The sequence below is a fragment of the Neobacillus sp. KR4-4 genome (assembly GCF_042136325.1).
Taxonomy (GTDB): Bacteria; Bacillota; Bacilli; order Bacillales; family Cytobacillaceae; genus Neobacillus.
The window spans coordinates 63,343-90,224 of the sequence record NZ_JBHHJU010000017.1 but is presented as its reverse complement, the minus strand read 5'-3'; the positions used below and the strand labels follow the sequence as shown (position 1 = coordinate 90,224).

The following is a 26,882-nucleotide window of genomic DNA, read 5'->3' as shown; positions in this document are numbered from 1 at the left end:
AAGGTGTCAGGCACCATGTGAATTTTTTTCACATGGTGCCTGACACCTTTTTTACTTTATCCACCTTTTTTACTATCTCTAAAACAAGACTATGGTCGCGGTTTGAAGTGGACAAGGTTTGAATAACATGTAAGTAATCCTGAAAATTGCCATATTTATTTCGTTTTAGTTGAGGAGGTCAAGAATGATCGAATTTAAGCAGGTAAATAAGTTTTATGGGGATTTTCATGTTTTAAAAGATATTAACCTCACAATCTATCAAGGTGAGGTGGTCGTCGTAATCGGGCCTTCCGGTTCAGGAAAAAGCACCTTGCTCCGGTGCATTAATCAACTTGAGACAATTTCGGGAGGAACACTCACTGTTAATGGTATATCCGTTGGAGAGAAAAAATCAGATATCAATCAATTAAGACGGAATATTGGCATGGTCTTTCAGCACTTTTATTTATATCCGCACAAAACGGTTATTAAAAATATCACACTTGCTCCAATGAAAGTGCTGGGCAAATCCGAAGAAGAAGCGACAGATACTGCCAAACATTATCTTAATAAGGTGGGGATATTGGATAAGGCGAATGCGTATCCTTCTCAACTTTCCGGAGGTCAGCAGCAGCGAGTAGCTATCGCTCGCGGCCTAGCCATGAACCCGGAAATTATGCTTTTCGATGAACCCACTTCTGCACTGGACCCCGAAATGATTGGGGAAGTCCTCGATGTGATGAAAGCCCTCGCCAAGGAGGGGATGATGATGGTTGTGGTAACCCATGAAATGGGCTTTGCCAGGGAGGTGGCCGACCGAATCGTCTTTATGGATGAGGGGCGGATATTGGAAGAAGCAGTTCCGGCTGAATTTTATGCAAACCCGCGTGAAGAACGGGCGCGTCTATTTCTCAGCCGTATCTTAAATCATTAATTGGAGGTAAGAGGAAAAATGTTTAAAACAAAAAATTTCATGAAAATCGCGTTAGTAACCACAATGGCGGCCTTGTTTCTCGCTGGCTGCGGTGGGGACAAGGACTCTAAAGGGAGCAGCAAGGATGTCCTTGCTCAGATTAAAGAAGAGAAAAAGATTGTCTTTGGCGTTAAACATGATACTCGTTTGTTTGGCTTAAAAAATCCATCAACTGGTGAGGTCGAAGGGTTTGATATTGATCTATCTAAAGCCCTCGCCGAAGAAATGTTTGGCAAAGATGTGAAGCCTGAGTACGTCGAGGTAACATCGAAAACTAGGGTCGGCCTTCTGAATAATGGAAAGGTGGATGCGGTTGTTGCTACGATGACCATCACGGAGGAACGGAAGAAAGAAGTGGATTTCACCGATGTCTATTTTGATGCCGGACAATCCTTGCTGGTGAAAAAAGGAAGTAAGATCCATAGCATCAAAGACTTAAAGAAAGGAACCAAGGTGCTTGCGGTGAAAGGGTCGACCTCGACGATCAATATTCGTGAAAAAGCTCCTGAAACAACGGTCCTTGAATTCGAAAACTATGCGGAAGCTTTTACCGCCCTAAAGGCTGGTAAAGGGGATGCCCTGACAACGGATGATGCCATCCTTTATGGTATGGCCGAAGAAGATCCGTCATATGGGCTAGTTGGAGGAACGTTTACAGAGGAGCCATACGGAATCGCTGTGAAAAAAGGTAATAAAGCACTTGTCGATGAATTGAATAAAGCCTTGAAAAGTCTAAAAGATTCAGGCAAGTACGATGAAATTAAGAATAAATGGATTAAAAATTAAACCATATATACACAGTTTCTCTTCAGGATGGTTAGAGCCTGCTTTCAAGAGTATGGTCCTCCTCATCCTGTTTTATGAGGAGGTGAACATTTGCTGGATTTCTCGATACTAACCGATAATCTTGATGCATTTTTACAAGGATTAAAAATAACGATTATCTCGAGCCTAATCGCCCTACTATCCAGTTTCATTGGGGGTACATTGATCGCTGTCCTGCGCATGGCTCCAGTCAAACCCCTTAACTGGCTGGGCACAGCCTATGTTGAATTTATCCGTAATATCCCTGTGCTGGTGATTATCTTTTTCACTTATTTGGCTGGAAACTTTGGAGGGATGGCTGCTGGAACGATTGGTCTGACGATTTATACAGCTGCTTTCATTGCAGAAGCGATTCGTGCTGGAATTATGTCAGTCCCAAAAGGACAAATGGAAGCCGCCCGCTCGACAGGATTGAGTTATGGCCAGGCAATGAGACTGGTGGTTCTTCCTCAAGCTATTAAAATCGTCATCCCTTCACTTGGCAATCAATTTATCAATCTAGTGAAAAATTCATCCTTATTAGCTGTTGTCGCAGGAGGAGATTTAATGTATCAAGGGGATCTAATTTCGGCAAAGACATACGTCACCTTTGATACCTATATTCTAGTTGCTTTCTTTTATTTAATTTTAACAATCCCCTTAAGTCTTGGTGTAGGATTTTTAGAAAAACGCATGGCTCGAAGTCATTAAGGAGGTGCAGAGTTGGAATTTCTAGCACCGTTCATTGAAGTATATACCCTGGACCATTTTAAATTTCTACTCGAGGGATTTGCGGTCACTCTAAAGGTTGCAGCCATTTCCATAGTGCTCAGCTTTGTGATTGGCGGTCTCATTGGGACGTTAAGATATGCGCGGATTCCCGTGGTTTCTAAACTATTGGCTCTAGTTGTCGAGACCATTCGGAACCTGCCGTTGCTGCTCATTATTTTCTTTACCTATTTCGCTTTGCCGGAAATTGGACTTGAAATGGAGATATCGACGGCGGCAATTGCGGCTTTGACTGTTTTTGAATCTGCGATGATATCAGAAATTATCCGAGGCGGCTTAAATTCGATTGAAAAAGGCCAGATTGAAGCAGGACGGGCATCTGGATTAACTTACATCCAGACTTTACGGTACATCATCCTGCCTCAGGCGCTGAGAAGGATGGTTCCACCCATCGTAAGTCAATTTATTTCACTGCTCAAAGATACATCGTTAGCTGTCGTCATTGCCTTGCCGGATTTATTACACAACGGACAAATCATATACGCGCAAAAGGGCTCGTATGTGATACCTGTTTTTATCATCATGGCGCTCATGTACTTTATTGTGAATTACGCCTTGTCACTAGTCGCTAGAAAGTTAGAATTAAAGCAATCGTAAGCGATTCGGCTCAGTAATGGGGCCGGATTTTTATTATTTAAAAATAATACTATAGTACTATTTTCGACATATTAGCAAGAAATTTGTCGTATGAAATATATACTATATATTGATAGGAAAATATTGTATAATTCTTCTAGTATAGATAATATTTTCTATAAATCTAGTAAGAAGAGGTGCATGAATGAAGAAAAAAACACTTATATCTTTACCGGTATCTGCCTTTTTGTTAGCATCAACCATCTTCGCAGGAACAGGGCATGTGGCAGCGCAAACAGGACCAACAAAGGTCATAACGGGTGATAATCAGATTAACTCTAGTAAAATGCTCAGAAAAAGCCAAATGAAGAAAGTAGAGACAAAGAACAACAAAGCTTCTATTAGCCAGAAGACACAGAGTAAACTAGTAACAGAGATTAAGAGGAAATTGCAAAAGGAAGATTCACAGAGTAAAAATAAATACGAATCTGGCGAGTTAATTATTAAATATAAGAAAAAAGTGACTAGTGGGGAAATCAGTACACTTCAAAAGAAGTTTTCACTAAAATCAACGAAAAAATTTAAATCTCTAAATGCAGAGGTTGTAAAAATCCCTGCTGGTCAGAGTACGAATGAATACATAAATACTCTTAAAAAAGATTCAACGGTTGAATCCGTACAACCAAACTACAAATATTATCCTTCTGACATCAATAACGCTCCTAACTATTATGATCAATTATGGGGCTTGGAGAATTCTGGACAGCCTATAAAAGAGATAAATGGATTAAAAGATATAGATGTAGATGCACCTGAAGGATGGAACAAATTTGGTTCATCCCTGCCAGAAGTGGTGGTCGGTGTCATTGATACGGGCGTGGATATCAATCACCCTGACTTAGCAGGGGAAATTTGGACAAACACAAAAGAGTTAAATGGTGCACCAAATGTAGACGATGACCACAATGGTTATATTGACGATATCCATGGGTGGGATTTTTATAATGATGATAACACGGTCTATGATCCACTTGATGGGGATGAACACGGCACACATGTCTCCGGGACGATTGCTGCTGCTCTAGAGGGAACAGACCCTAAAACTACTAATAAAGGAGTTGTGGGTGTCGCTCCAAACGTGAGAATCTTACCGATAAAATTTTTAGGTCCTGATGGGGGAACAACAGCGGATGCCATCGAGGCCATTGCCTATGCGAAAACGATGGGCGTAAAAATAACCAATAACAGCTGGGGCGGGGAAGAATACGACCCATTACTCGAAGAAGCCATCGCAAATAGCGGTACTTTATTTGTCGCCGCTGCAGGGAATGATGGATTGGATAATGATGAGGGTGGAGCATATCCTGCAAGCTTTGAAAGTGCAAATATATTATCGGTTGCTGCAGTCGATAACAAGGGAATCCTAGCTCCCTTCTCCAATTATGGCTACGAATCTGTGGATGTGGCTGCACCTGGCGTGGACATTTTAAGTACAGTCCCTAAATTCCCATTGGATGAACTGACAAAAGCATTGAATATTACTCAGCCAGGCGCATCAGCACAAGTCGCCGGGGACAACTATAAGGCGATCTTTGATGGAATCGGGTACGAAAAAATTTCCGAGGCACAAAGACAAGAAGCTTTTGACAAGGCCTTAAGTTATTTAGAATTGGGGGAATCGTCTAGTAAGATTCTTCTTGTCCAAGATGATGAAAGTGATCTGGCAGACATATTTAAGGACGAGCCTGAACTTCGCGCCTTATTTAAAAACTATTTGCCTATTTATCAAAAACTAACGGCTAATCATACTTCAGTCCAAACGTTGAAGGTTAGTTCTAATTCTTCTCTATCTGATAACCTGAACAGTAGTGACTTATCTGCCTATGATGGGGTCATTTGGTTTACAGGAAACGGTCTAGGTTTCTTCTCTGAGGATGGAACCACTTTAACACCCAAAGATACCGATCTGTTAAAAACATACCTGTCTGGTGGCGGGAAATTGCTATTAACTGGACAGAATGCACTTTCTGGTCAAGAGAAATCCCCATTTGTTAAGGATTATTTGCATTTAAATGTTTTTGCGGATATAGGACCAGGTTTGGATGTGGAAGGTTTATCTGGTGGTATCTATGAAAATAGTAAATATGATGTGGATAGATTTGATACGCCTTACTACTTTGCTGATTTTGTTACTTCCAATGATCTAAATAAAACAATCATCAACACGAAATATGTTTCTGATTATACACAGGCATATGATTACTATAGCGGAACGTCTATGGCCGCGCCTCATACAACTGGCACCGCGGCTATGCTACTTGGATTACGTCCAAGCATGTCACCAGAAATGTTAAAGCTGTATACTAGTACAAAAGGAAAGAACCAAAATGCACTAAAAGGATTTGTGAAAAGTGGGAAACTTGTGAGTACTGTGAATCTTGATCACTTTGATGATAGTGAAACTCCAGGAATTCCGTTGGAAAAAAGCGTTACAAACGACACCCTGAATGCGGTAACAGATAAAAACGATGTGTTCGCCTTGTCCTTAAAAGAAGGGGAGGCACTTTCGCTCTCTCTAAATAGCAAAACAGGTACCGATTTTGATTTATATGTGTACGATGAATCAGCCATGAGTATAAATAATACGAATGGAATGGTTGCCTTCTCAGAGAATGTAAATACATCCAATGAATCAATTAAATTTACTGCACCTAAAACAGGAATTTATTTTGTTAATGTTTACGCCTACAAAGGTGCAGGAGACTATAAGTTATACACTGGTAATTTTGGAGGATCATATGAAGATGATTCAAACTCCATGACTTTCTTGGGGGAATGGATGCCTGTATTTAACCCAGAATATTCAGGGGAATCGGCAATGGCTCTAAATACAAAAGGGGAAGTTAACTTCTCTTTTGTGGGATACAGCTTTGAGTGGCAAGGATTTAAAGATCCAACACAAGGGATTGCCGATATTTATATAGACGGTACAAAAATTGCCTCTCCATCGCTTTATGCAAGTGCGTTTAAAGCAAAACAATCAATCTATAAAAAAGACTTTTTATCCTATGGCAGACACACGGTAAAAATTGTCTGGACCGGAAAAAGCGATCCTGCTTCCAGAAAAAGTGCTTCCGGGATTAATCTAGATAAGTTAATCGTAAGTAGTAATCCTGTTACCTTACAAGCGTCATATGATAGGAACAAGAAAGCTCCTGTTATTTCATGGGGTGCTGTAAAATGGGCACAATCCTACAGCATTTATCGCAAGGAGACCTCACAAGCAGACTACGTACAAATTGCAAAGTCTGTAGCTGGAACAAGTTTTACGGATACCACTGCAATGCCAAGAAAATCCTATAACTACACAGTAGTCATTAATACAAATGATAAAATGGAAACTCCTTTTTCACCGGCTATCTCTTACGTTTACGATGATGATATCAAAGGAAGTTTACCAATGGCAGGTTCCGTAAAAGGAAGTTTAAATACGGTAACTAAAGATGTTAATGATGTTTGGTCCAAACGATTAGATCAGGGAAAAACCTATGAAATTACTTTAAAAGGGCCTTCAGGAACCAATTTTAACCTTTCGTTATTCAATATAGGCACATCTACTATTTATGGTACGTCTGCCTTGAAAAAATCAAATGGTACTGCATCCGTTGAAAAAATCGTATTTAAACCAACGAAATCAGGACTGTATTATATCGTCCCCGCTGCTATAAAAGGGTCCGGTCAATATAGCATAACTGTTTCGGTCCAAACAACGAAATCAATTGAAAATACAGTTTCTACTATTAAATATTCAGGTTCTTGGATTAAACCAAAGTATACGAAAGCTTCCGGAGGCACGATTCATCAAACAAAGGGAAATTCTGGATCACTTGAATACTCATTTACTGGAACTGGAATTGCACTTTATGCGTTAAAATATAAGAATATGGGAAAAGCTGATATTTACATTGACGGTGTGAAAGTAAATCGAATCGACCTGTACTCTGCAAGCCACAAGTACAAAGCGAAAGTTTATGAGAAGCAAAATCTTGCCAATAAAGCACATAAAATAAAAATTGTAGCAACGGGCAAAAAGGCTAAAGCGGCAAAAAGTGCATATATTAATGTTGATGTATTTAAAGTCACACAGTTTACACCCGTTAAATAATTGAAACAATCCGGCTCAGAATTGAGCCGGATTGTTTTCGTTTGAAAATGTCTTTTAATAAAGAGCGAAAAAAAAAGAAGGTGAATTTCACCTTCTTCATTGATTAGTATATTTAATTTTAGCTTCGCTGAATCGTAGAGGTTGAGAAGCTTTTAACCATCTTTTGTAAGTTTCGATGTCCTTCTCTTAATTTTATTGTTTCTTCGATAATTTTTTGGAAGCCTTCCAAATCCCGATCCGTTGCATTTAATAAAGACTTTGGTAGACCTTCGACGATCTGTTGTAGGGTTAATTCCATATTCAAGCAAAATGACCACCTTTCAACTTATTCGTTAGACATCCGTTTCGTCTTCTTTACTATTTTTGTAACGAGAGGTATTTTTCCTGCTATTACGTTAAAAAACTTATCTACATTAATCCTCAAATTTCATGAAGAAATGGAAAATTCCTTCTTTAAAGGACAAATTAAGACGGTAAATCAAATATTACAATTCCTATTTGTAGAAAAATATTTGTGTTAAAAGGTTAATTTTGGGTACTATACATAAAACTTTTTAGAATTGCGATCACATTACATTTGATTAAAAGTTAATTTCAATCGTAACAAAAAAGGCAACTTTTTGTCTTTTATTAAAGGTGACTGACAATTTCTTTAAAAGTCATTAAATACACGCTCAATCGACAAATTATTAAAAATTGTCATTTATAATTGCATTTGTGGAAAGGAGTTGTTAGCCTTCTTTATGAAAAAAATCAAACGAATTTCTGCTCATCAAAAAAGGCAATATTTAATAAATGAACTCATTAGGTTCGGAATTTACAAAAAAAATAATAAACATCTCTATGAATGGACTTTGAGTGAATTAGAAACTGAGTATCAAAATATTGATGCAAGTGAGCTGGAACTTAGCAGCAATCTACAACTGAAGTGATAATAAATACATTATTTGGAATTTTCGCAAGCAAGAATGTTGTGGAAAGATTTACGATTAACTATAGTGAAAAATATGATAATTAATAATACTTTGGAGGTTTATCATGAAAATTGTGGCAATTGTAGGTAGCTTAAGAAAAGAATCGTATAACATGCATCTAGCAAAAACAATCCAAGTCCGTTACGAGAATAAAATGGAGATTGAAATCGCTGATATCCGTTCTCTCCCATATTTTGACCAAGACGAGGAGAATAACCCACCACAATCTGTAAAGGAATTTAAGGAGGCAATCGCAAGTGCTGATGGGGTTCTTATCATTACTCCAGAATTCAATTGGTCCATTCCTGGTGTGTTAAAGAACGCGTTAGATTGGGCTTCAAGAGTAGACAAGGTTTTCATTGGTAAACCTGTGATGGCATTAGGAGTGACCATGGGCCAGCTCGGAACGGTTCGTGCTCAAATGCACTTACGTGAGATTCTAGCAGCACCTGGTATTCAGGCTAAAATCCTGCCGCCAGGTGGAAATGAAATATTGATTGGTCTAGCGAGTCAGAAGTTTGATGATCAAACAGGTCAGTTGGTGGATGAAGGGACACTTAGTTTCTTAGATAGTAAAGTTGATACATTTATTGATTTTGTAAAATCGATCTGAAATGACTGGAAATCACTTAAAGCAAAAACCGACCACTCTTTAATCGTGAATGGTCGGTTTTTTAATTAGGTTCAAATAACCTGTTTAAGAGATACTTTAAACAATCTGAGTTAAGCCCACACTAATTGGTGTAGCAGGACGTCCAAGAAGTTTCTCAAAATCGTTGCTCTCCACTGCTAGTGTACCTTCTAGAATGCCTTTTTGGATATCAACAAGAAAAGGAAGCAGGAATTCTGGTACGCCAGCCCCTTTCATAATGTCAGCGTAAGTGGAATCATCGACTTGGTGCACAGGGACTTCTTTACCCAATACAGTTCCAACTGCTGATGCCATTTCTTCCTGGGTCAATAACTTGCCAGAAAGTTCGTAAATAGTGTTTTCGTGCCCTGTACCTGATAAGACCACTGCTGCTGCTTCTGCATAATCTTGTTGCAATGCCCAGCCAACTTTTCCTGATCCTGCTGAAGTAACCCAAGGGGCTCCTGCAAGTACGCCCTGAATACTTGAACTTTCATTCTCTAAGTACCAATTGTTCCGTAAGAAAGAATAAGGTATGCCTGTTTTTAATATAGCTTCTTCTGTTGCTTTATGCGTTGGAGCAAGGAAGTTTTTACTTTCTGCTGCGTTGGCTAGGCTAGTATAAGCAATAAATTTAACTCCAGCACGCTCTGCTGCAGCAACTGCATTCGTATGCTGTCTAATTCTGGTTTCATTGTCCCCGTCTGCAGAAATCATTAATAGCCGATCAATTCCTGAAAAAGCGGCATCCAATGTATCTGGGCGATCAAAATCTCCCTGACGAACCTCTATTCCACGAGCCCGTAATCCTTCTGCTTTCTCTGGGTTACGAACACTTACAGCTAGTTGATTTGCTGGTACATTTTTCAATAATGCCTCGACCACTTTTGTCCCCAATTTCCCTGTTGCGCCAGTAACTAATATTTTCATTGATCGTTACCTCCAATTATTTTTAATAGCTTACCTAAAATCAATGTTTTCTTGTATCTAATTCGAATACCTGTATTCATAATAGATACATCCAAGATTTTTGTCAACGATTTTATCTACCTTTTTTATTTTTTATGAATTTTAAGGTATAATAAGCTGTAATCAAATTAAATACATGTATTATGCAATAATTGTGATCAAATAGTAAGAAGGTGAATGAAATGTCAATCAGCAGCCGATTTTCCGTGGGTATTCATATATTGGCTCTTATTGAATTAAATAAAGAGGGGACCAACTCATCGGAATTTTTAGCAGACAGCGTAAACACGAACCCCACCTTGATAAGAAAAATTATGGGGATGTTAAAAAAAGCTGGGTTAATTGTCGTACAACCAGGTATTGCAGGAGCAAAACTAGCAAAGGAACCATCATATATAACATTGCTTGACGTTTATAAGGCGGTAGACGTAGTCCAGGAAAAAGAATTGTTTAGTGTCCATGAAAACTCACACCCTAATTGCCCTGTGGGAAGGAACATTCAAGATTCTATTACTCCTATATTGACAACGGCTCAATTAGCAATGGAAAAGGTACTCGGAAATGTAACTATTGAAGACATTGTTAAGGATATTGTTGAAAAAGAAAAATTTAATGTCTAATAAATATAAAATGAACATATCTTCATTTTATAATCTTAAAAACGCCAGCTCATTGAATTATTTCAATGGGCTGGCGTTTTTTCTATCTTGAGAGGATGGTTTGATGGTTGTTATGATTTGGGGGCACCATTGGATAGACGTTTTCTTCTTCCATAATATTAAATTCGATGAGAACGGGTCCGGTCTTCTGAAATGCCTCCGAAATGACTTGCTTGGCTTCTTCTTCAGTCTGGGCGCTAAACCCTGCTACACCATAGGCCTGAGCCAATTGAGCGAAATTCGGTGAACACACTTTAACCTGTGAATAGCGGCGCTGATAAAACAGTTCTTGCCATTGACGCACCATGCCAAGATAGCCATTATTTAGAATGGCGATTTTTAACGGCAGCTGATACTTTACAGCTGTAATCAATTCCTGAAGATTCATCTGAAAGCTGCCATCGCCTGAGACACAAATGACAGACCTTCCCGGTATAGCAGCCGCAGCACCAATCGCCGCAGGCAGACCGTAGCCCATGGTCCCTAAACCGCCAGATGTAATCAGAGTCCGCGGCCGGGTAAATGCATAATGATGGGCAGTCCATATTTGATGCTGGCCCACATCGGTTACGACCACAGTATCCTTAGTGGAATGGTCACTTAACAGCCGAATAACTGACTGGGGGCTAAGGACACTATTGGATCGATCAAAACGAGGGACCGTCCGTTTCCATTCCATCGCTTCACTGATCCAATTTCCTGCATTTTCATTAATTTTTCGATCATCTAATTGATTCTTCAATTTATTAAGAAACTCTTTGGCATCGCTGACAATCGGTAAATCAACAGGGATGATTTTATTGATTTCAGCAGGGTCGATATCGACATGAATCTTTTTCGACGAGGGTGAAAAGCCACTAATTCTTCCTGTTACCCGGTCACTGAAACGTGCCCCAATACTAATTAACAGGTCGCAATGATGGACCGCTTTATTCGCTGCAAATGTCCCATGCATTCCGAGCATCCCTAGGTAAAACGGGTTACTTGCTTCGATGGAACCAATGCCCATAAGCGAGCTGACGACTGGGATACGAGTCAGTTTTACAACCTCTCTTAAGGAATCTGCCCCTCCTGAAGCAATAACCCCGCCCCCAACGAAAATCACTGGCTTTCTAGCCGTTTCAATTAAACGCTTGGCCATTTCGATTGAATTTTCTAAGGATTCCCGTCTAGCTTTTGTTTGAACAAAACGGTGATTCTTTGTTTCATTCAACGAGGTATCTGTAGTGAGTTCAAGTAAAACAGGCCCAGGTCTTCCATCAACAGCAATATTTACGGCATGCTTAAAAGCTTTTTGAATACATTCGGTAGAGTTTACTTTTAACGTGTGCTTCAATATTGCCATGGTAAGTCCGGAAATGTTTAATTCCTGAAACGCTTCGCAATTGGTATGAAGGGTTTGATCCTCTATTTGCCCGGCAATGATGACCAACGGAACCGAGTCGCAATAGGCCGTTGCAATTCCTGTTATGCTATTGGTAATTCCTGAAGCAGTTGTTAGCAGGACGACACCAGGTCTGCCTGTAGCCCGCGCAAAACCATCAGCAGCATGAACCGCCGCTTGTTCGTGCTGCATCTGAACATAACGAATTTTTGTGTTTTTCGAAAGCAAAGCCTCTTGGCCTGTACAGCCAAAAAGGCATTTCACACCCAGCGAACTTAATGAATCGATCAACTGTTTCACATTTGAATTTCCTTTTATCCAAGTCATTCCTTCACCTGATTTCTATTTTTAAAGAATATTCTAAAATATCAGGACTTATTTGTATGTGAAATAAATCATATTTTCGAATGTTTTAATTAACTCCCAAAAATCTCTTCAACAGCGCAGCGCTTGTTCGGAAATCAACAGACAAGTATAACACAACCTATAATTAAAAGATTATCTAGACGATAATAATGACATAAAGTAAAATTAAAAAATATGTAAGTTTAATAGAAAGATTTAGCGATTGAAATATTCTATTTTTTCCAATAAATATAATTCGATAAACAATTAAACAGTTAAAAGACGTTAGGAATTAAGGAGGTCTTATGAAATTTAAAACAAAGCTCTATACAAGCATTGGGTCATTACTAGTGTTATTTTTTATCATCGCGGTTATTTTAATGAACATGCTCAAACAAACGACAGTTAATATGAACATTGTTGTAAATGATTTAAATGAAAGAATCGAAATGGCTTCCGAGATTAAATACGAGACTTCGAGAATAGGTCTAGAACTAACCTCGATGTTAACTGTTCGAGGTAAAGATATCCAATTAGATGCAGCGAATTCTTGGGAAGATTCCCATACAAAATTGCAATCTGCGATAGAATCACTAGAAAAAATGGACAAGCAGGAGAAATCGAAGGAACTGATTGCAAAATTTAAAACCTTGCATGACCAGTATTTATATATGGGTCAACAGGCTTTGACAGCCAAAAAACTAAATAGGGAAATGGAAATTCCGGCTGATTTTTGGACGGATTCTGAACTGATTAGTCAAAGAATGATTCAAATTGCCGATCTTCTCTATGGATTGCAAGAACAAAAGATGAAAGATGAACTATTAAGATCTAAAGACACATACAACTGGGCTGTCACCATCATATACATTTATCTTGCCATTGCCTTATGTATTGGGATTGTGTTCACGATTTGGATTATTAGAGGTATCACAAATAATCTTAACAAAATAACAGAAGTGATGAAAAGTGCGATCACAAGTGATTTTAGTTCATTACCCCGAATTAAGATTTCCTCTAAAGGTGAATTGGCTGAAATTGCTGTTTCATTTAATAAAATGGCCCATGCCCTAGAGGAACAAAGTAAACTAGAGAAACAATTAAAAGAAGAAGCAGAAGATCAAAGTTGGCTCAATGCGAAAATTGCTGAAATAGCCACCATCTATCCTGAAGTAGAAACTGTTTCTATGTTAGCGGAATTATTAATTACTAAGCTTGTTCCAATGGTGGGAGCAAGTTGCGGAGTTTTCTATGTTAAGGAAGTGGAAGAGAGAGAGCAGTATTTAAAGAAGATATCGGCCTATGCTTCGCTAGATGATAATAAAGATTATATGCGGTTTCGTATTGGAGAGGGACTTATCGGACAATGCGCCCTTGAAAAACGTTCTATTTTACTCACCAATGTTCCAGACCATTACGTAAAAATAGGATCAGGCACAGGAGCAGGATCACCCAAAAATATTATGATTTTACCGATTCAATTTGAAAATGAAGTACAAGCTGTCATGGAAATTGCTTCATTTGAGTCTTTTAGTCCCCTGCAGGTAAAGTTATTGGAAGCAGTTATTCATAATATTGGTATCAAAATAAACAGTATTGTGAGCCATATGAAAGCAGAAAGATTATTGCAAGAATCACAAGCATTGACAGAAGAACTCCAAGCTCAATCAGAAGAACTGCAGTTACAACAAGAGGAATTAAGGACGACGAATGAAAAACTTGAGGAGCAGTATATAGCCTCTGAACAAAAGAACAGGGAAATTGAAAAGGTGAGAGAGGATCTTGAAGAAAAAGCGCAACAATTAGAGCTCAGCTCACAATATAAATCCGAGTTTCTAGCCAATATGTCACACGAGTTAAGAACGCCACTTAATAGTTTACTAATTTTAGCGCAAATACTTGCTGAAAATGGGGATGGAAATCTTACCGTTGAACAGGTGGAGTATATCCGCACCATCTACTCATCTGGTAATGATTTACTTCTATTAATCAATGATGTATTAGATTTGGCGAAAGTGGAGTCAGGAAAATTAGATGTAAATCCAAAAGAGGTAAATCTTAATGATGTTCAAGATTTTATCGAAAGACAATTTGCCCCTCTTGCGATTCAAAAAAATGTACAGTTTTCAATTAAGATGCAACCGAGTTTAGCAGGGACAGTCTATACAGATGAACAACGGTTACAGCAAATTTTAAAAAACCTCCTTTCTAATGCGTTTAAGTTTACTGAACGTGGCAGTGTATCATTAGATATACGGAGGGAAAGAAAAGACGTCAGTGGGGAGCTTATTGAGGGAGGTTCCCGAGAGCAAGCGATGCTTGCTTTCTCCGTTATTGATACAGGCATAGGCATTGATAAAGACAAACAAAAAACGATATTTGATGCCTTTAAACAAGCAGATGGAACGACAAGTCGTCAATATGGCGGGACTGGATTAGGACTATCCATTAGTCGCGAAATGGCCCAGCTATTAGGTGGATATATAGAGGTAAGTAGTACGAAGGGATATGGAAGCACCTTCACTTTATATTTGCCATTCATTCAAACAAACAGCCATATAGTAGAAAATACTGCTTTTGAAGAAGCCGCCATAAGTCTTTATGAGGATGATTCTCTGAAAGATATAGAAGGCCCAATAAAACAAGAGGGGATTTCTTCTTTGAAAAACAAGAAAATTCTCATTGTGGATGATGATATACGAAATGTGTATGCCTTAACCATCGCGCTTGAGAAGTTTGAAATGGATATCATTGTAGCAGAAAATGGCCGTGAGGGAATTGAAGTATTAAAGGAAAACCCAGAAACAGACCTCGTTTTAATGGACATTATGATGCCTGAGATGGATGGGTTTGAAGCAATGCGGCGCATTCGTCAAATGACTGAATTTCAAACCATACCAATCATCGCTCTCACGGCTAAGGCAATGAAACGCAGCCGAGAAGAATGTTTAGAGGCGGGAGCAACGGATTATATCAGTAAGCCGATCAACTTAGACCAGTTATTTTCCTTAATGCAAGTATGGTTGTATAGTAAGGAGGGGTAGAGATTTTGATAAAGAAACCTAATATTCTACAGATGGATACAGATGAGATAGAAAGAATAGAAATCGATTTACTACTTGAAGCCGTATTTCGATTTTATGGTTATGATTTTCGAAACTATGCCTTTCCTTTCATCCAAAGGAGAATTAACCATCGTGTTCGTAAGGAAAATCTGCCTAGTATATCTGCGCTTCAGGAAAAGGTACTTCGTGATCCAGTTGTTATGGGGGAATTGCTTTCGGATTTCTCGATTAATGTAACAGAGATGTTTCGGGATCCTTCATTTTTTAAGACATTCCGAACAAAGATCATCCCGGTAGTAAGGGATTATCCTGAAATTCGAATTTGGCATGTTGGCTGTTCTACAGGAGAAGAGGTCTATTCGATGGCTATTCTTTTGCATGAAGAAGAGATTTACGAAAAAACGAGAATATTTGCTACTGATATTAACAAATGTGTTTTAGAAAAGGCGAAGCAAGGGACCTTTCCATTAGACAGGATGCAGCTCTACACTAAAAATTATATCGAGGCAGACGGGAAAAGGGCCTTTTCGGAATATTATAAGGCAGTAGATGATAAAGTATTTTTCCATCCCTTTTTGCAAAAAAATGTAGTCTTTGCCCAGCATAATTTAGTAACAGACCAATCATTTAACGAGTTTGATATTATTATATGCCGTAATGTCTTAATCTATTTTAATAAGGATCTTCAAAATCATGTCCACACGTTACTATATAAAAGCCTAAGCCCAGCAGGGTTTCTTGGGTTGGGTATAAGAGAGGGGATAAAATTTACAAGTTATGAACACTGTTACGGAGAATTTGACGGATCAGAAAAACTCTATCGAAAAGTTAACTAGTCCCCATTCTAATAAGGTAAATATATTAATGGTGGATGATCATCCTGAAAATCTATTAGCATTGAAAGCTGTACTTACATCTCCCAATTATCACTTGGTTAGCGCGAATTCAGGTAAAGAAGCGTTAAAGTGTATGCTAAAACAAGATTTTGCTGTTATTTTACTGGATGTACAAATGCCTGGGCTAAATGGTTTTGAAACAGCGAAGCTTATTAAGGCCAGAGAAAAAACCAGACATATTCCCATCATTTTTATAACAGCCATTAGTTTTGATATGGAACATGTGCATGAAGGGTATTCAGTCGGGGCCATCGATTATATTATGAAACCCTTTAATCCCAAAACATTGAAATATAAAATTGAACAATTTGTAAAAATTCATCAAAATCATCAAGAAAATATCGTTCAAACCGATCGAGAACGTATAGTTGAACTGAATGAAATGAATAAAAGGCTAGATAGAACCACCTTAAATTTACGTCGGACAGAGGCATTATCTAAGGCAATTGGTGAAACCATTGTTGATACGATCCTCACGTTTGACGATCAAGGGTTTATATTATCAGTAAATCCTGCTGTAAAAAGCATGTTTGGATACAGTCCTGAGGAATTAACCGGCAGCCATGTAGTGGGGCTTTTTAAAGAGTGGATGGGAACGGGTGTCCAGGCTTCTTCGTTTTCATTCTTCACTTCAATAAAAGAATCTGTAGGAAGAGTGATAGAATCGGTAGCTGCTCGGAAAGATGAAAGCCACTTTTATGCGGATATTCTAATTGGTGAAACCACCATTGAAAAGCAACACCTCTTTGTTTGCAGCATTCGAAATGTCACAGAAAGAAAGCAGATTGAAGAGATTAAGAAACTTCAATTCAATAATATGGAACAAATGGTAGAAAATCGAACGGAAGAACTGTTAAGGGCTAATGAGAGGCTGCAAAATGAGATAGAGGAACGAGAAAGGATTGCCAGCCATCTGTACCGTTCCCAAGAAAGATTTCGTAAAATCTTTGAATCTAGTCCCTGTTTAATGGCGATTTTTTCTCAGAAGAATTTAACCTTTATTGAAGTAAATACTAGTTGGTTAAACTTTACAGGTTATAGCATGGAAGAGTTGGAAAATCACAAAATAAATGTTAAGAATTTTATCGATGAATCCACAGGAAAACCTATCAATCTAGATTTGAAAATTCGTAATAAGAAAATTAGCTATAAGACGAAAAACGGCGATATTCGCGACGGACTATTATCGACTGAAATGATTGATATCCATCCTGAACCATGTACACTCATTGTTTTAACAGATATTACAGAAACCGTTCACCTAGAGAAAGAGATGTCTCGCTTAGACCGTTTGAATTTAATCGGTGAGATGGCAGCAGGAATCGCCCATGAAATTAGAAATCCCATGACTACTGTTCAAGGGTTTTTACAATTATCAAGGAATGACAGCGCAAATTTATCAGCAGAAATCATTGATTTGATGTTAGAAGAATTAACAAGGGCGAACTCCATTATCACAGAATTTCTTAATCTAGCCAAAAACAAGGTCAGTGTGAAGAAAAAGCAAAACTTAAATACGATCCTTGAAGCATTATCTCCATTAATTCAAGCAGAAGCCTTTCGGGCTAGCAAACATGTTAAGCTGGAGTTAAATCAGTGTCCGGATATATTCATCGATCAGAAAGAAATTCGTCAACTGGTTCTAAATATTGCTCTAAATGGGCTGGATGCCATGTCGTCTAACGGAAAACTTACGATCAAAACATATACAGAAAAACAGGCCGTCATTTTAGAAATAAAAGATCAAGGACATGGCATTAGCCCGGAAGTACTACAAAAATTAGGAACACCTTTCTTTACAACAAAGGAGACAGGAACTGGATTAGGTTTGGCGATCTGCTACAGTGTTGCCAAACGACATCATGCCGAAATAGATATAAAAACCGGGGATGAGGGGACTGTTTTCTCAATCCGCTTTCAACTAAGTGCCAGTCCTAATCAGTGATTGTTTCTTTTCTTATATGAAAAGAGAGGGGAGGATATAGTGTTCAAAAATGGAAGACTAGTATTTCTTGTTGGAATAGTTATTGCTGTCATTATTTTCATGTTTATTTCTAATTCATTTGCAGATAAGAGACCGAGAGTTGTTGTTGTTTTTAAAAATTTAAACTCACAATATTGGGAAATTATGAAAGCAGGAGCAGAAAAAGCGTTCAGTGACTTTGGAATGGATGGGAAAGTCATTGCCCCTGTTAATGAATCTGCTATAGAACAAAGTAGATTATTAGAAAAGACCTATCAAGAAAATCCAGATGTATTGATTGTCTCACCTACTGATTCCACAGTTATACCTATACTGGAAAAGTTTACTGAAAACAAAAAAATACCTGTATTACTAGTAGATAACGATTTTCCATGGGAAAATAAAACATCCTATATCGGAACCAATAACGAAGAATTAGGAAAAAAAGCAGGCGCCCTTTTAGCCTCACAGCTTCAGCCTGGAAATAAAGTGGCCATTATCGGTGGAGATTTGTCTGTCTCCGTATTTAAAGAACGGATAAGTGGAGCAAAAAAAGCTTTAAAAGATGCAGGGATCATTGTAGCGTCTGAAACAGCAGGGATATCGCCTGATCCCAAGAATATAAAAAAAGAAATGACAAAGATATTGCGTGAACATCCTGATGTTAAGGGGATCTTTGCAACTCATGACCTCTCCGCATTGCTTGTAATAAAGGAATTGAAGGAACAAGGTGTTACCATTCCAGTCATTGGAGCAGACGGCATACCTGATATGCTGAAGTTAATCAAGGATGGAACAATATCTAGTACAGTGGCCCAAAACCCTTATGATATGGGATATTTGGCCGTTGAAACAGCATTGAAAGTAACAAAAGGTAAAAATGTTAAAAAAGTCGTTGATACCGGTGTAGATATCATCATTAAAGAGAATGCAACACAGAGATTAGACTTCTATAAATTTTTAAAATAAGTAAATGGGTGTCAGGCACCATCCATTTTATGGATGGTGCTTATTTTTTCAAACGAAGTGAAAGCAACTTTCAATTATCACCTAGGGATTTATTACCATTTTAACGTTGGGACAAAGAATGATTTCGGACGTAAGGACCTATTTCACCTTTGGAACAAAACATATGTTCCTATTTTTAAAATTACATGATAAAATAAAAGAGCAATAGAGTAGGATTTCTCAAGGGTGATTGGCACATTCCCATCAGAAAGGGGGTGATGCTGATTGACAGTATTTGAAACTTTTATGATTATGTTTGGATTTGGTAGCCTTATCCTTGCAGTTCTATCATTTAATCAAAAAAAATAATCCACCCTAAAGTTAGCTGCCCAAGGTGGATTACTTACACTTAATGCTGATTCCCTTGCATCGGAACCTGCTATTGCATGACCGTTAGGTGTTACCAGCACCCACGGTCATTTTAATTTATGCGATTATATAGATATATTATAACTAAAATACCAGTAAAAGAAAATAGAGTATGAGTTTTAGGTTTTTAATGAATTTATTGATGACCAGAGGAACCAATTCTATTCTTTCCATGGAATTATCAACTAGTCGGTACATTCAGTACCGTTTTAAGTAGCAATTTTATTATAAGCTGGTCGATCAAAAAGCTGCTGATTCTCGCATCTAGGATCAAGAGGCTTCGCACTTATTGGTTGGGGGATCAAGTGAAGCGACCGGGTTGATTAATAGACGGAAAAATTCCGCTTAATTATGAAATATTATTAAAAAAGGCTTTAATAGACGGAGAAATTCCGCCTATTAACTCGAAAAATTCGAAAATAGGGGATTTTGCTTTGCATAAGCGGAAAACCTTCCCTTATTTACCCCGAAATGAGCTCCATTCTGCATATAACCGGAAAATCTCCGTTTATTATACTTTTGCTGGTTACTCGATTAAGGACAAACTGCCAACCGGCAGCCAATAACAATGTAAGGGTTGTAGATATCGAACTTACTTCTGAAGATTTGGCTCGTATTGATGCTGTATGTCCAAAGTCATTTGGTAGACGTTATCGGGGATGATGTAACCGGTCAGTTTGGTACAAAAATCTCAGGTTGGATGAGTATAGCATACGCTTATGTAAGAAGGAATTTTCCCCAGCTTACATTTCCCATATAAAGACATCAATCCCCTAATTTTCTTTCTGCTTAGTTTAAGAAAATTAGGGGTTTATTTTCTAAAAAACGGTGCCAACTATTCCTTTTTTAATCTTCCAGCCTTTTTAGCGGCTTCTTTTAGGATGACTTCGATTTGTGCATTAACACTTCTTATTTCATCTTCGGCCCATTTTTCCAGCACTTCATATAACTTCGGATCAATCCGAAGTGGAAATGATTTTCGTTTGCTCATTTATTACACGACCTTAATAGATGCTTCCTGTATTAATAATGGGCTGCGTTCCCTTTTCAGAGACAATGGCGACCATCAGGTTATTGACCATCTGCGCTTTTTTCTCTTCATCCAGTTCAACTATTTCTTGCTCTGCGAGTTGGTCGATCGCAGCTTTGACCAGTCCTACGGCACCGTCGACAATCACTTTTCGAGCAGATAATACAGCTTGAGCTTGTTGTCTTTGCAGCATGGCTGAAGCAATTTCAGAAGAATAGGCAAGATGCATGATTCTTGCTTCGATGACATCCACGCCAGCTACATCCAATCTTTTTTGTAAATCATACATAAGCACATCCGCGACTTCATCGCTATTTTGACGAAGGGTTAATGGATTTTCAGCATGGTCGAACGAATCATAGGCATATCTGCTTGCAATATGACGCAGACCAGTTTCACTTTGAATTTGGATGAATTTATTATAATTTTCAACGTCATACAATGCTTTTGCTGCATCTCTTACTTTATATACTACAACCGCAGCAATCTCAATGGGATTTCCTTCAAGATCATTTACTTTTAATCTCTCACTGTTAAAGTTTGTTACTCGTAAGGAGACACTTCTTTTGAATGTAAATGGAATGGTGGCCCATAATCCTTGGTCTCGGATGACACCCAGATAGGTACCGAAGAAAGTTAATACTTTTGCTTCGTTAGGCTGAACAATGGTCAAACTTGTTGCAAGGATTAACCCTAAAATTATGAAGATGACGCCAGTAATTTTCTCTGTGATCGTTCCAGTTACGATTAAAAAGATGCCAAAACCAATACAAAAAAGAGCAATGACCAGTGCAGCAAACCCATTCATTTTAAAAATAGATTTTTCCTTCATTACGTTCCCTCCATTGTGAATAAGTGATATAAAAGTGATATCACAATTATATCATATTCGGTTGTCAAAAGTGGAAATTCTTTTCAATTTAAGAAAATATGGAGGAGAGTATCGAAAGGAATATTTCAAGCTCTTGTAAAATATTTATATAAAAAACTAACTGTCCCTGTAGAGCTTTAAGAAGGGAGTAAATTCCTTGAATCGAAATCGAAATAAAAATGTACAATTAACCATTGTAATACTGGTTTGCTTATTGGCCATTCTGATTGTCCATGCGCTTCTGAATATTAGAATTTACTTTGTATACAGTACCGGTCTTGGTCCTATTTTTTTAATAGGATTGATTCTTTTCCTCATTGCTTTACTTTATTTCAAAGGGTAAACAAGAATATTGTATTATCACTTGCCAAATGGTAAAATATAACTCCATTGTGAAAGAAAGCATCTGCAAAAAAAATTGTAGATGTTTCTTTTTGTGCGTGTTCCATCCCTATAAACTCTATTGAGAGGTGACGGATTAAGAGAATGAGTTCAAACAAACAAAAATCAGTTCGGGAACATAAAGATTATCAAGAAGAAGTGGAACGCTTAGAGTTTACGAAGGAATTTATTAAAAGCGTGTTGGAAATGTCAAAGGGGAATAAAGAACAGTTCGTGGAGAATTTGAAAGAAGCCTTTGCGGATTTGGATACGTCAGATAGTAGTTTAAGCTACATGACCCTCCTGACGAATGCTCAATTTTTAGAATTAGCCGAGAGTGAATTGGAAAGGTTAGAGAGCATCATCGGCAAACCGTACTTCTCTCGAATCAATTTTACGAGCAGTGGTGATACCAACGAAGAGATTTTATATATTGGAAAAGCCTCATTGTTTGACCGTGTCAATCAGATCCCTATTATTGTCGATTGGCGGTCACCGATTGCCAATGTTTACTATGATGGCCGTCTTGGGAATGTAACGTATGATGCTTACGGAGAAACGCAAAGTGGGTATTTATCGCTAAAGAGGCAGTACGAAATTGAGAATGGATTTTTAAAAGATATTAGAGATATCGATTTAACCACGCATGATGAATTATTACAAAAATCCTTATCAGGAAAAGCAGATAATCGCTTAACCGAGATTGTGGCGACCATCCAAAATGAACAAAATGAAGTCATTAGAGCCTCACTTAAACATCCCATTATCGTTCAAGGAGCTGCTGGAAGTGGAAAAACAACCATTGCTCTCCATCGAATTTCCTACTTTCTATACTCTTCTGGATATCGATTTCCTCCAGAAAAATTGATGATTCTTGCACCTAATAAATTATTTATTGATTATATTTCCGCGGTCCTTCCTGATCTCGGGGTAAACAAGATTAAACAAACGACTTATATTGAATTTATGAGTAAGTGTTTAGGGAAGAAAATGAAATTAATCTCTCCTAATTCAAAATTAATGGCACTCATTAACGGAAACGAAAAATCAAACATGATTCAATGGGTTTCCAGTTATAAAGGATCGCTGGAATTTAAGGAGGTCATCGACAATTACTTAAAAGAAATTGAGTTTAATTTGGCCCCTTCCGAGGATTTTATGATTGAAAAATCTCGCCTGATAAGAGGAGGGAGACTCAAAAAACTATTTATCCAAGAATTTCAATACTTACCTATCTATAAGAGACTGGATAAAATTAAAAATATCTTAGCAAATGATCTAAGATTAAAAAAATCGATGATTCTTTCTAAAATTAATAACAAATATGACGATGCTTTAGAAAAACTTCTTTTTAGCGGCCGGCCGGAATCAGAAAAAAGGAAGGAAAAAGTAATCAGTTTCATGGATTCAAAAGAAAAAAGAATCAGTTCTGTGGAGAAGGAGTCGAAGGTCGCGATAAAAAATTATATGGCGCCTTTTGTTAAGAAAGATATTTTTACTTTATACAAGGAACTGATGACTTCGCCTGAACTTTTACAAAAGTATGCACGTACACTTTCAGAGAAAGAATGCAGAGCGTTAAGTAAATATTGTCAAAGAAATTATGATAAAAAAGCACTAGAACTAGAGGATTATGCCCCGTTATTCTATATGAAGGCAAAATTAGAAGGAATCGAAGAACCATATAAAATGAAGAGTATTTTCATTGATGAAGCCCAAGATTATAGTTATTTTCAATTTGCCGCACTTAGAGCGGGTTTTGAAACAGAATTATTTACGATTGTGGGAGATTTAGCGCAAGGGATTCACTCATATCGAGGGTTAAAAAGCTGGGAACCGTTAGTCAAGGAAATATTTCCAACTGCGAATTATCAAACATTACAAAAGAGTTATCGAACCACGGTCGAGATCATGCAGTTAGCCAATGACATACTATCCATTATGAATCAAGACTTGCCAAAAGTGGAACCAGTTATCCGCCATGGGGACAAACCCCGCTTTACGAAAATCGATCCTGCAAATTTAGAACAAGTAAAACAAATCCTTGAAGATGATATTCAGATGATCAAAAAGGAAGAGTTGAACTCGATTGCGATTATTGGAAGAACCGACAAAGAGTGCCTACGAATACATAACATGCTGGAAAATAGCAATCTTCCAATACAGCTATTAGAAGAAAAAGAAGATATGAAAAAGGGCAGCGTGGTTATCTTACCTTCATACCTTTCAAAAGGATTGGAGTTTGATGCGGTACTGATTGTTGCTCTAGATGAAAAGTACAGTGATGAAGAGTTAGATATTAAATTGTTGTATGTAGCCATGACAAGACCAATGCATCGATTGTATCTATACGCAAGTTCACCTTCGGACTTGTTATTGGATCGAGTACCACCGGGACGTTTCTAGTGGTCAGTTAAAAAGCTGTGGAGTGCAAAAAAAGTACAGGGGGGAGAAGGATATGCAAAACCTTACAACCTTATTTCATAAAAGAATAGGTATGCCCAATATCGAAAAAATTACCTTTGAAAAGTTACCGGAGGTTCTTGAAAAAACAGCACGTAACATCCCATTTGAAAATTTATCAATTATTGAAAACAAAACAGGTAAGATTACAAAGGAAAACGTAATCAATAAAATTGTGGCAAGAAACGAAGGCGGCCTTTGTTACGAATTAAATCCGCTTTTTTATTTTTATCTCATAGAAAATGGCTTTAACGCAGTCCTAACAGACGGTGTTGTTTATAATCATGCTGCTGAAGAGTATATTCAACTTGGAAGGACGCATGTAACGGTACTTTTAAATCACGAGGGACAGACGTATTTAATTGACACAGGCTTTGGGGGGAATTTACCTTTAAAACCTGTGCCTTTATCGGGTGAGACTGTTACTTCTGATAATGGAGAGTTTAGGGTTAGAAAAGTAAATCATGAACTAGGGGATTATTGTTTAGAGATGAAACTAAACAATAAGGATACTGAGTGGAAAATAGGCTATATTTTTGATTCGCAGAGATCTATTGAAGATGCGAATCTGAATGAAATCCAAACGATTATTTCCGAACACCCGAAATCCTCATTTAACAAACATCGATTAATCACCCGACTAACCAAAAACGGAAATATTACCCTAACTGATACCACATTTACCCAATGGGAAGATGGAATTCTTTCTAAAGAGACCATTGATCACAAGAAATTTTTAGAGCTGGCAAATCAACATTTTGGGCTATAAATTAAAATACGAAGACAAAAAACACTGATGACAGTAACAATCGCTGATCATACAGTGTTTTTTCTTTCGTACTTTTTATATTCCTAATATTTCAGCCAATTTCGTTTGATCAAATCCTAGGATTACTTCTTCTTTATCCCCATCTTTAATAACGGTTGCTGGTGTAGCTGCTGCTCCAAGTCCAATCAGTTCATGCAAATATTGATCGTTTTTCCGTATGTCTCTTTCTTCAAACTCAATCCCATTTTCTTTAAACCATAATTTTTCCGCATGGCAAGGCGGGCAAGTTTCTTGTGAATAAATTATTACTTTTTTCATTTTTATTACCTCCATTTCATTATAGCCATTGTACAATGAATTCTGTTTCTATGTGTACCATTTTATACTGAAGTAGTAAAAAGGATTAAGGTTTAGTTGGGGCGCATTAGAATTAGATTCATGTTTTTTCATTTCGAAAAATGTTACTTATATTAATTATGAATTAAGCAGTTCTTTTTCCATCATTCTCAATTTTTCCCATTGTATCCTTTTCTATATATCTAGCAATTACAGTACCTATCAATAAGGACCAAATAGGAGAGCTTATATTTAATATTGTAATATTGGATAATGCAATAATTAAGGCGAATGTTGTGCTTATTTTCATTGATGGACTAGAGAAACTTTGATGGATATTTTTGCTGAACACTCCAAGAAGTGAAAATCCAACAATGATGGAGATAAATTCTTTTGGCAAGGCTTGAATAAAAGGAACGAGTTTCCATGAAAATAGGCCATAGATTAATAAGAGAGCACCTGAAACAACTGCTCCCATGAATCTTTTTTCCTTCGGACCTGCCTCTTCATCCGAACAAATGACGGTTGCCATACCGGCAATATTTGCCGATTGCCCCCCAAAGAAGCCCGAGATCACAGAAAATACTCCACTAAAGGAAACTATTCGATTTATGGGAGTATGATAATGATTTTGTTCTAATGCACCTATCCCAACTGCCACATCGTTACTTAAAATTAGTAATGCAAGTGGTATTGATACAGAAAGAAAGCTAGCTGTATTAAAATTTGGTAGTTGAATTTGTGGAAAAAACTCTCCTGGAACCAAATTACCTATATTTATGGGATAGGTTAGGGATAGTACAATCGTCCCAATGACAATTGCTGCAATCACAGGAGGAATTTTTGTCTTCCATCTACTAAAAACAAAAAAAGTGATCAGAGAAATACCCCCAACTAGAAAAAGTTGGGTTGTGGAAACAATAAAATTCACCATATATTTCATAATCATTCCTGATAGCATCGCCGAAATAATTTCCCTAGGTACCAAATTTACTAATCTTGAAAAAAAACTTAGTAATCCAACGAGTAACAACAACAGCCCTGAAACTATGTATGCCCCTATTAATTCATTGAAAGTAAACTGGTTTGTCATAGTAGCAAGAAATGCAACTCCTGTTAAGGAGTGACCCCCGACAATAGGAATTCGATAGTATAATGGTAAGAAAATTCCTAATAAGCCTCCAAATACATAAACGGAAAATATCCATAGGATGGTATGTGCTGTACTAAAATTTCCATTTGAAGAGGCTTCTAGTATTAGAGCTGATGGTCCTGTTATCACGAATATTCCTGCAACTGTCCCCGCAGCTATATTTTTGGTATTTAGATCTAATAAAATATTCCTTCTCCATTTGCTTTTCTCTTGGGTACGATCCATAAATTTTGCCCCTTTTTAGTTAATAGTTCTTCTATTAGTTCCTTTCGCATGTATTTGTACCTTTATATAATGGTTGCAATAGAAGCTGTTCTTTAATCATAGATG

General features: G+C 37.6%; 24 protein-coding genes. 17 read left to right on the top strand and 7 right to left on the bottom strand.

Features of this window, described 5'->3' with window-relative positions:
• Positions 1-184: 184 nt before the first annotated feature.
• From ACE198_RS17465 to ACE198_RS17445, 5 genes are all read left to right on the top strand, one after another.
• Positions 185-913 carry an amino acid ABC transporter ATP-binding protein gene (locus ACE198_RS17465; RefSeq protein WP_375376435.1) on the top strand — a complete coding sequence of 243 codons (729 nt, stop codon included), beginning with the start codon at positions 185-187 and terminating at the stop codon, positions 911-913.
• Between the two features lie 18 nt (positions 914-931).
• Positions 932-1,738, top strand: a complete 807-nt coding sequence (locus tag ACE198_RS17460; RefSeq protein WP_375376434.1) for a transporter substrate-binding domain-containing protein — start codon at positions 932-934, stop codon at positions 1,736-1,738.
• Between the two features lie 90 nt (positions 1,739-1,828).
• Entirely contained in the window at positions 1,829-2,467 is a 639-nt protein-coding gene (locus ACE198_RS17455; protein WP_375376433.1) for an amino acid ABC transporter permease, read from the top strand.
• A gap of 12 nt (positions 2,468-2,479) precedes the next feature.
• A complete protein-coding gene (locus tag ACE198_RS17450) occupies positions 2,480-3,142 on the top strand; it encodes an amino acid ABC transporter permease (RefSeq protein ID WP_375376432.1) in 663 nt (220 codons plus the stop codon).
• Between the two features lie 184 nt (positions 3,143-3,326).
• Positions 3,327-7,286, top strand: coding sequence for a S8 family serine peptidase (locus ACE198_RS17445; protein ID WP_375376431.1), 3,960 nt, complete (start codon positions 3,327-3,329; stop codon positions 7,284-7,286).
• Positions 7,287-7,404: 118 nt separating this feature from the next.
• On the opposite strand, the gene ACE198_RS17440 is transcribed toward ACE198_RS17445, so the two are convergent.
• The gene (locus ACE198_RS17440; protein ID WP_144548516.1) at positions 7,405-7,590 is read right to left on the bottom strand and encodes a hypothetical protein; all 186 of its coding nucleotides are present in this window, start codon (positions 7,588-7,590) and stop codon (positions 7,405-7,407) included.
• A gap of 439 nt (positions 7,591-8,029) precedes the next feature.
• On the opposite strand from ACE198_RS17440, the gene ACE198_RS17435 reads away from it, so the two are divergent.
• A complete protein-coding gene (locus tag ACE198_RS17435; protein WP_098573182.1) occupies positions 8,030-8,218 on the top strand; it encodes a Fur-regulated basic protein FbpA in 189 nt (62 codons plus the stop codon).
• Between the two features lie 106 nt (positions 8,219-8,324).
• Positions 8,325-8,873: an NADPH-dependent FMN reductase gene (locus tag ACE198_RS17430; RefSeq protein ID WP_375376430.1), complete on the top strand. Its 549-nt coding sequence runs from the start codon at positions 8,325-8,327 to the stop codon at positions 8,871-8,873.
• A gap of 96 nt (positions 8,874-8,969) precedes the next feature.
• Here ACE198_RS17430 and ACE198_RS17425 read toward each other — a convergent pair whose 3' ends face one another.
• Positions 8,970-9,821 (bottom strand): SDR family oxidoreductase, encoded by an 852-nt coding sequence (locus tag ACE198_RS17425; RefSeq protein ID WP_375376429.1) that lies wholly within the window; start codon positions 9,819-9,821, stop codon positions 8,970-8,972.
• 221 nt (positions 9,822-10,042) lie between these two features.
• Here ACE198_RS17425 and ACE198_RS17420 point away from each other — a divergent pair, with 221 nt between their 5' ends.
• On the top strand, positions 10,043-10,480 hold the full coding sequence (locus ACE198_RS17420; protein ID WP_375376428.1) for an Rrf2 family transcriptional regulator: 438 nt from the start codon (positions 10,043-10,045) through the stop codon (positions 10,478-10,480).
• A gap of 82 nt (positions 10,481-10,562) precedes the next feature.
• Here ACE198_RS17420 and ilvB read toward each other — a convergent pair whose 3' ends face one another.
• Entirely contained in the window at positions 10,563-12,230 is a 1,668-nt protein-coding gene (gene ilvB, locus ACE198_RS17415) for a biosynthetic-type acetolactate synthase large subunit (RefSeq protein ID WP_375376427.1), read from the bottom strand.
• A gap of 323 nt (positions 12,231-12,553) precedes the next feature.
• On the opposite strand from ilvB, the gene ACE198_RS17410 reads away from it, so the two are divergent.
• From ACE198_RS17410 to ACE198_RS17385, 6 genes are all read left to right on the top strand, one after another.
• On the top strand, positions 12,554-15,292 hold the full coding sequence (locus ACE198_RS17410; protein ID WP_375376426.1) for a hybrid sensor histidine kinase/response regulator: 2,739 nt from the start codon (positions 12,554-12,556) through the stop codon (positions 15,290-15,292).
• 32 nt (positions 15,293-15,324) lie between these two features.
• Positions 15,325-16,149, top strand: coding sequence for a CheR family methyltransferase (locus ACE198_RS17405; protein ID WP_251462529.1), 825 nt, complete (start codon positions 15,325-15,327; stop codon positions 16,147-16,149).
• Positions 16,091-18,154, top strand: a complete 2,064-nt coding sequence (locus tag ACE198_RS17400; protein WP_375376425.1) for a PAS domain S-box protein — start codon at positions 16,091-16,093, stop codon at positions 18,152-18,154. Before ACE198_RS17405 ends, ACE198_RS17400 begins: the two co-directional genes overlap by 59 nt.
• Positions 18,155-18,193: 39 nt before the next feature.
• On the top strand, positions 18,194-19,141 hold the full coding sequence (locus ACE198_RS17395; RefSeq protein ID WP_375376424.1) for a sugar ABC transporter substrate-binding protein: 948 nt from the start codon (positions 18,194-18,196) through the stop codon (positions 19,139-19,141).
• A 264-nt stretch (positions 19,142-19,405) separates the two neighbouring features.
• Entirely contained in the window at positions 19,406-19,489 is an 84-nt protein-coding gene (locus ACE198_RS17390) for a putative holin-like toxin (RefSeq protein ID WP_373561686.1), read from the top strand.
• Positions 19,490-19,983: 494 nt separating this feature from the next.
• A complete protein-coding gene (locus ACE198_RS17385; protein ID WP_285851434.1) occupies positions 19,984-20,115 on the top strand; it encodes a hypothetical protein in 132 nt (43 codons plus the stop codon).
• A 269-nt stretch (positions 20,116-20,384) separates the two neighbouring features.
• Here ACE198_RS17385 and ACE198_RS17380 read toward each other — a convergent pair whose 3' ends face one another.
• Both ACE198_RS17380 and ACE198_RS17375 read right to left on the bottom strand, forming a co-directional pair.
• Entirely contained in the window at positions 20,385-20,540 is a 156-nt protein-coding gene (locus ACE198_RS17380) for a type II toxin-antitoxin system antitoxin (protein WP_098573206.1), read from the bottom strand.
• Positions 20,541-20,553: 13 nt separating this feature from the next.
• On the bottom strand, positions 20,554-21,411 hold the full coding sequence (locus tag ACE198_RS17375; protein ID WP_251462436.1) for an SPFH domain-containing protein: 858 nt from the start codon (positions 21,409-21,411) through the stop codon (positions 20,554-20,556).
• Between the two features lie 196 nt (positions 21,412-21,607).
• Here ACE198_RS17375 and ACE198_RS17370 point away from each other — a divergent pair, with 196 nt between their 5' ends.
• The 3 genes from ACE198_RS17370 (at position 21,608) to ACE198_RS17360 (ending at position 25,063) form a co-directional block, all read left to right on the top strand.
• A complete protein-coding gene (locus ACE198_RS17370) occupies positions 21,608-21,793 on the top strand; it encodes a hypothetical protein (protein WP_098573213.1) in 186 nt (61 codons plus the stop codon).
• A 143-nt stretch (positions 21,794-21,936) separates the two neighbouring features.
• Complete coding sequence (gene helD / locus ACE198_RS17365) at positions 21,937-24,237, top strand: RNA polymerase recycling motor HelD (RefSeq protein WP_375376423.1); 2,301 nt, start codon at positions 21,937-21,939, stop codon at positions 24,235-24,237.
• A gap of 52 nt (positions 24,238-24,289) precedes the next feature.
• Positions 24,290-25,063: an arylamine N-acetyltransferase family protein gene (locus ACE198_RS17360; RefSeq protein ID WP_251462431.1), complete on the top strand. Its 774-nt coding sequence runs from the start codon at positions 24,290-24,292 to the stop codon at positions 25,061-25,063.
• Between the two features lie 75 nt (positions 25,064-25,138).
• Here ACE198_RS17360 and ACE198_RS17355 read toward each other — a convergent pair whose 3' ends face one another.
• Both ACE198_RS17355 and ACE198_RS17350 read right to left on the bottom strand, forming a co-directional pair.
• Positions 25,139-25,381: a glutaredoxin family protein gene (locus ACE198_RS17355; RefSeq protein ID WP_375376422.1), complete on the bottom strand. Its 243-nt coding sequence runs from the start codon at positions 25,379-25,381 to the stop codon at positions 25,139-25,141.
• 163 nt (positions 25,382-25,544) lie between these two features.
• A complete protein-coding gene (locus ACE198_RS17350; protein ID WP_375376421.1) occupies positions 25,545-26,777 on the bottom strand; it encodes a benzoate/H(+) symporter BenE family transporter in 1,233 nt (410 codons plus the stop codon).
• Positions 26,778-26,882: the final 105 nt, after the last annotated feature.

Excerpts from the sequence above, each read along its gene's own strand:
- ACE198_RS17465 (WP_375376435.1), top strand. The coding sequence starts at position 185 with ATGATCGAATTTAAGCAGGTAAATAAGTTTTATGGGGATTTTCATGTT.
- ACE198_RS17460 (WP_375376434.1), top strand. The coding sequence starts at position 932 with ATGTTTAAAACAAAAAATTTCATGAAAATCGCGTTAGTAACCACAATG.
- ACE198_RS17445 (WP_375376431.1), top strand. The coding sequence starts at position 3,327 with ATGAAGAAAAAAACACTTATATCTTTACCGGTATCTGCCTTTTTGTTA.
- ACE198_RS17435 (WP_098573182.1), top strand. The coding sequence starts at position 8,030 with ATGAAAAAAATCAAACGAATTTCTGCTCATCAAAAAAGGCAATATTTA.
- ACE198_RS17430 (WP_375376430.1), top strand. The coding sequence starts at position 8,325 with ATGAAAATTGTGGCAATTGTAGGTAGCTTAAGAAAAGAATCGTATAAC.
- ACE198_RS17425 (WP_375376429.1), bottom strand. The coding sequence starts at position 9,821 with ATGAAAATATTAGTTACTGGCGCAACAGGGAAATTGGGGACAAAAGTG.
- ACE198_RS17420 (WP_375376428.1), top strand. The coding sequence starts at position 10,043 with ATGTCAATCAGCAGCCGATTTTCCGTGGGTATTCATATATTGGCTCTT.
- ilvB (WP_375376427.1), bottom strand. The coding sequence starts at position 12,230 with ATGACTTGGATAAAAGGAAATTCAAATGTGAAACAGTTGATCGATTCA.
- ACE198_RS17410 (WP_375376426.1), top strand. The coding sequence starts at position 12,554 with ATGAAATTTAAAACAAAGCTCTATACAAGCATTGGGTCATTACTAGTG.
- ACE198_RS17405 (WP_251462529.1), top strand. The coding sequence starts at position 15,325 with ATGGATACAGATGAGATAGAAAGAATAGAAATCGATTTACTACTTGAA.
- ACE198_RS17400 (WP_375376425.1), top strand. The coding sequence starts at position 16,091 with ATGAACACTGTTACGGAGAATTTGACGGATCAGAAAAACTCTATCGAA.
- ACE198_RS17380 (WP_098573206.1), bottom strand. The coding sequence starts at position 20,540 with ATGAGCAAACGAAAATCATTTCCACTTCGGATTGATCCGAAGTTATAT.
- ACE198_RS17375 (WP_251462436.1), bottom strand. The coding sequence starts at position 21,411 with ATGAAGGAAAAATCTATTTTTAAAATGAATGGGTTTGCTGCACTGGTC.
- helD (WP_375376423.1), top strand. The coding sequence starts at position 21,937 with ATGAGTTCAAACAAACAAAAATCAGTTCGGGAACATAAAGATTATCAA.
- ACE198_RS17360 (WP_251462431.1), top strand. The coding sequence starts at position 24,290 with ATGCAAAACCTTACAACCTTATTTCATAAAAGAATAGGTATGCCCAAT.
- ACE198_RS17355 (WP_375376422.1), bottom strand. The coding sequence starts at position 25,381 with ATGAAAAAAGTAATAATTTATTCACAAGAAACTTGCCCGCCTTGCCAT.
- ACE198_RS17350 (WP_375376421.1), bottom strand. The coding sequence starts at position 26,777 with ATGGATCGTACCCAAGAGAAAAGCAAATGGAGAAGGAATATTTTATTA.